The 3,737-nt window shown below is 74.4% G+C and carries 3 protein-coding genes and 1 pseudogene; 3 read left to right on the top strand and 1 reads right to left on the bottom strand.

Annotated elements, in window-relative coordinates; all coding sequences use genetic code 11:
- Window positions 1-833, top strand: an 833-nt coding sequence (mptB, locus tag AB0C29_RS37950) for a polyprenol phosphomannose-dependent alpha 1,6 mannosyltransferase MptB (protein ID WP_360831032.1), incomplete at its 5' end; no start/stop codon positions are given.
- The gene (locus AB0C29_RS37945) at window positions 830-2,014 is read left to right on the top strand and encodes a glycosyltransferase 87 family protein (RefSeq protein WP_360831029.1); all 1,185 of its coding nucleotides are present in this window, start codon (window positions 830-832) and stop codon (window positions 2,012-2,014) included. The genes mptB and AB0C29_RS37945, both read left to right, overlap by 4 nt.
- A 9-nt stretch (window positions 2,015-2,023) precedes the next feature.
- Here the strand turns inward: AB0C29_RS37945 and AB0C29_RS37940 are convergent, their stop codons facing one another.
- On the bottom strand, window positions 2,024-2,866 hold the full coding sequence (locus AB0C29_RS37940) for a tetratricopeptide repeat protein (RefSeq protein ID WP_360831035.1): 843 nt from the start codon (window positions 2,864-2,866) through the stop codon (window positions 2,024-2,026).
- A gap of 784 nt (window positions 2,867-3,650) precedes the next feature.
- Here AB0C29_RS37940 and AB0C29_RS37935 point away from each other — a divergent pair.
- Window positions 3,651-3,737, top strand: a pseudogene (locus AB0C29_RS37935) (trypsin-like peptidase domain-containing protein); the annotation flags it as partial.

The raw sequence follows: 3,737 nt of genomic DNA, 5'->3' as shown, positions 1-3,737 counted from the left end.
TGCCGGTGCTGGCCCGGCGCCCGGGCCTCGACCCGGCCCGCGCGGTGTGGACGGTGCTGGCCTGCCCGCTCGTGCTGATCCACCTGGTGTCCGGCGCCCACAACGACGCGCTGATGGTGGGCCTGCTGGTGGTCGGGCTGGCCCTGGTCGCCGCCCGGCCGTCGCCGTCGCTGCTGGTCGCGGCCGGGGTGGCGCTGGGCCTGGCCGTGGCGGTCAAGGCGACCGCGGTCGTCGTGCTGCCGTTCGCCGTCCTCGCGGCGGTGCCCCCGGCCGCACCGGTACGGACCCTGTGGCGCCCCGCCGCCCTGATCGCCGCCGGTGCCGTCGGCGCCGTGGGCCTGGTGTCCCTGGTCTCCGGGCGCGGCCTGGGCTGGATCGCGGGACTGCTGCGCAGCGGCGACACCGTGGCGTGGACCTCACCGTCGACCGCCGTCGGACTGACCGTGCAGGCCGTCACCGGCGTGGACGCCGTGGGAGCGACCCGGATCCTCGGCGTGCTGCTGCTGGTGATCCTGCTGCCCGTGCTGTGGTGGCGGGCCCGCGCCGGCGGAGCGCTCCCGGCCGCCGGCTGGGCGCTGGGCCTGACGGTGCTCTGCGCGCCCGTCTTCCACCCCTGGTACGCGATCTGGCCCCTCGCCGTGCTGGCGGCCACCACGGCGGAACGGCGCTGGGTGCTGGGCCTGTGCGCACTCGCGGCCACCCTGACCCTGCCGGCCGGCTACAACTGGGCGCTGTTCACCCGCGTGCCCGGTGCGCTGGCCGTCACTGCCGTACTGGTCGTGCTGGCCGTACGGCAGGTCCGCGAGCTGCGCCACCGTAGAGTGTCCGCGTGACGCGCCGGGCCTGGACCATCGCCGCCCTCGCGGCCCTCGTCTCCGCCGGCGTGCTGTGGTGGGCCGCCGACCTGCACTTCTTCTTCGACTCGCGGGTCTACTCGGGCGCCGTGCGGTACTGGTTCCGCGACGACGGCATGGTCTACGACTGGCTCCAGGACGGCACCCCGTACGGCTTCACCTATCCGCCGTTCGCCGGCCTCGCCATGCTGCCGATGGCGTACCTGCCGTTCTGGCTGATCCTGGTGATCGCGGGCGCGGCCACGGTGGCCAGCACCGCGCTGGTGACCTGGTGGCTGGCCGGGCCGATCATCCGGCGCTCCCGCCGGCCGCTGTGGCTGGCCGGCAGCGTCGCGGTGGCGCTCGCGCTGTGCTTCGAACCGGTCCGTGAGACGTTCGGCTTCGGTCAGGTCAACACCGTGCTGCTGGCGCTCGTGGCCGGGGACGTGCTCTTCGGGGTGGCCCGCGGGCGCAAGTGGGGCGGCATCGGCATCGGGCTGGCCACCGCGATCAAGCTCACCCCCGGCGTCTTCATCCTCTATCTGCTGGTCACCGGGCGCTGGCGGGCAGCCGGTACGGCCATCGCCGCGGCCACCGCGGCGACCCTGATCGCCGCGGGCCTGTTCCCGGACGAGTCCCGCGAGTTCTGGACCGCCGCGCTGTGGGACACCAACCGGGTCGGCAACCTCGAGTACCTGTCCAACCAGTCGCTGCGCGGCCTGCTGGCCCGGCTCCCGCTGGACAGCGTGGAGGCTCAGGTCTGGCTGGTCTGCGTGCTGGCCACGCTGGCGTTCTGGGTGTGGCGGGTCCGCGCTGCCGCCCGGGCCGGGGACCACTTGGCCGGGCTGGCCCTGACCGGTCTGCTGGGCTGCCTGATCAGCCCGGTGACCTGGGTGCACCACTGCGTGTGGCTGCTGCCGGCGATCATCCGCTGCGTCGACGCCGGCCTGTCCGCGGACCGCGACCGGCGCGCACTGTGGCTGGGCGGGGCCGCGTACGTCGTGCTGACGTCCCGCCTCACCTGGGCCTGGGAGAACGGGCCCCGACCGCCGCTCGCGATCATCGGCAGCAACCTCTACGTCTGGTTCAGCCTGGCCCTGCTGATCTGGATGCCGCTGCGGGCGTCTGCGCGCGTCGAAGCGCCCGACGAGCAGCGGATCGCCGCACCGGCGGTCACCTGACGACCCGGCTCAGGTGGCCGGGCGCAGGCCGGTGGCCTCGACGGCGGTCGCCATGGTGACCGAGGTGCCCGAGTCGTAGGCCCGCTCGTAACCCGCGTCGCCCAAGGCTGAGCGGGCCAGCACCGTGATCCGGTCGGTGTCCGGCATCGACCGGTCCGGTGCACCCCGGACCGCGTCGGCCGCGCCGAGCAGCATCGCGGCCCGGGCCGGGTCCCCGATCCGTACGGCGTAGTCGGCCACCCCGACCAGGACCTGGGCCATCACCGGCGCGTCGAGCGAGTCCACCGCCATCTCCACCGCACCCCGGTGCAGGTCGTGCGCGGCGGCCAGGTTTCCGGCGGCGCCCTCGATCAGCGCCTGCGTCGAGCGGGTCATCGCGCGGAACTGCGTCATGTGGGCGGAGTTGTCGATGAGGCGCGCGGCCCGGGCCATCCGTTCGCGGGCCTCCTCCAGGGAGCCCTCCTCGCGGGCGATCGTCGCGTAGCCGTACTCGACCGACGCCAGCACCTCGGACAGCCCGACCTCCTCGGCCGACTCCCGGGCCTGCTTGAGCATCCGGCGTGCCTCGGTGCGGTCGCCGGCCAGCCAGAGCTGGTGGGCCAGCTTCATCTCCAGCTGCGGCAGGTCCTCGCGGATGCCGACCTCCCGGACCAGCGCGAGAGCCTCCCGCTGCCAGGTCACCGCGTCCTGGAACTCGCCCTGCGCCGCGGCCATGTCGCCGAGCGCGCTCAGCGTGAAGCCGACGCCCCAGCGTTCGCCGATCGCCCGGAACCCGTCGAGGGCCTCGCGCAGCTCCTCCCGGGCGACGCCGGGTCGCTGCCCGAAGTTGAGCCGCAGCTGCGCGACGATCATCCGGGCGATGGACCGCAGCCACGGATCGGGGTCGGTGAACAGCGGCTCGACCTGCGCGAAGGCACCCAGCTGCCCGCCCGACTCGAAGATCGACGCCAGTGGTCCCAGCAGCCGCAGCACGGGATGCACGGCATCGGGGCCGGCGCCTTCCCGTCCGGCGGCCTGGAACCATCCCTTGACCTCGTCCATCGGCGCGGCGCCCTCCAGCCCGTTCAGCGCCGAGTACGCGTACGCCAGCGCCCGGTCCTCCGGGTCCGTCTCGCCGGTCAGCGTCAGCACGTCGCGGGCCAGCCCGCAGCCTTCGGCCCGGTGCCCGCGCAGCCACCAGTACCAGCCCAGCCGGGCCGTCAGCGCCATCGCGGTCCGGGCGTCGCCGGCCTCGATCGCGGCCCGGACCGCCGCGTGCAGGTTGTCGTGCTCGACGCTGAGCCGGTGCAGCCAGCTGAGCTGGTCCCGCCGGCGCAGCTCCGGCTCGGCCGTGCCGGCCAGGGCCAGCAGGTAGCGGGCGTGCGCGACCCGCAGCTGCTCGGTCTCACCGGCCTCGGCCAGGCGTTCCAGGCCGTACTCGCGGATGGTCTCCAGCATCCGGTAGCGGTCCCCGGACAGCACCAGCAGCGACTTGTCGACCAGCGCGCCGAGCAGATCGATGTCCGCGCCGCAGACCTGCTCGACCGCGGTCACGTCGGCCCCGCCGTGGAAGTAGGCGAAGCGCCGCCACAGCGCCCGCTCGTCGTCGTCGAGCAGGTCCCAGCTCCAGTCCACGACCGCCCGCAGCGTCTGGTGCCGGGGCAGCGCGGTGCAGACCGACGCGTCCATCAACCCCGGCAATTCGGGCGGGCCGCTGGTGAACGCGCGTGGCGAGGTGGTCGGC

Source organism: Actinoplanes sp. NPDC048791 (assembly GCF_040650095.1).
Classification (GTDB): domain Bacteria; phylum Actinomycetota; class Actinomycetes; order Mycobacteriales; family Micromonosporaceae; genus Actinoplanes.
This window is presented reverse-complemented; position numbering and strand designations above follow the sequence as displayed.